Source organism: Rhizobium sp. UFLA01-1127 (assembly GCF_059803845.1).
Window position 1 is genome coordinate 1 of sequence record NZ_JAUQTZ010000294.1, and the last position, 1,148, is coordinate 1,148.

Consider the following 1,148-nt stretch of genomic DNA (forward strand, 5'->3'; position numbering starts at 1 on the left):
ACCGCCGATATCGTCGCCATCAATACGGCCGCTCTTGCCGGGTTGTCGGAAGCCAACGTGGCAGCCTTGTCTTCCGATCAGGCTGCCGCTTTGAGGACCGAGCAGGTAGCCGCGCTCAAGACCGCTCAAGTCCATGCCCTCACTTCCACCCAGCTTGGTGCGCTGAGCACCTCCCAGGTCGGTGTGCTCAGTGCAACGCAAGTGACCGCGCTGACGACCGACAATGTCGCAGGCCTTTCGACCACTCAGGTCGCAGCGCTCAGCGCGAAATCGGTTACGGGCCTCACCACCGCTCAGGTCGGCGCCCTCGGTTCGGACAATGTCGCAGCCCTTACCACCGCCCAGATCGGTGCGCTCAACTCCAGCCAAATCGGCGCCTTGAGCAGCTCCGAAATCGCCGGTTTGTCGACTGCCGACATCGCGGCCATCAATATGGCCGCTCTCGCAGGCCTGTCGACCGCCAACGTCGCAGCGCTCTCGTCCGATCAGGCCGCGGCACTGACGACGGCTCAGGTCTCGGTCCTCAAGACCTCGCAGATCCACGCGCTGACTTCGACCCAGGTCGGTGCACTGAGCGCCTCCCAGGTCGGTACGCTCAGTGCAGCTCAGCTGGGCTCGTTGACCACCGACAATGTCGCCGGTCTTTCGACAACACAGGCCGCTGCACTTTCCGCCAAGTCGGTCGCCGGTCTTACCACCGCTCAGGTCGGCGCCCTCGGTTCCGACAATGTCGCCGCGCTCACGACCGCTCAGATCGGCGCGCTGAACTCCACCCAGATCGGTGCACTGAACAGCGCCGAAATCGCCGGTCTGTCGACCGCCGATATCGCCGCGATCAACACGGCTGCTCTCGGCGGCTTGTCCACCGCGAACGTCGCCGCCCTGTCGTCGGATCAGGCCGCTGCCTTGACAACGGCCCAGGTCGCGGCGCTCAAGACTACCCAGGTCCACTCACTGACCTCAACGCAGATCGGTGCCTTGAGCACTGCGCAGGTTGGCACCTTGAACGCAGCCCAGCTTGGCGCTCTGACCACGGACAATGTCGCCGGCCTTTCCACCACGCAGATCGGTGCGCTGACATCGAAGTCGGTAACCGGCCTTTCGACCGCTCAGGTCGGTGCTCTGAGCTCGACCCAGGTCGAGGCCCT

General features: G+C 64.5%; 1 pseudogene. It reads left to right on the forward strand.

Annotated features, from left to right (window positions below):
- A pseudogene (locus tag Q4Q11_RS31820) lies at positions 1-1,148 on the forward strand (beta strand repeat-containing protein); the annotation flags it as partial.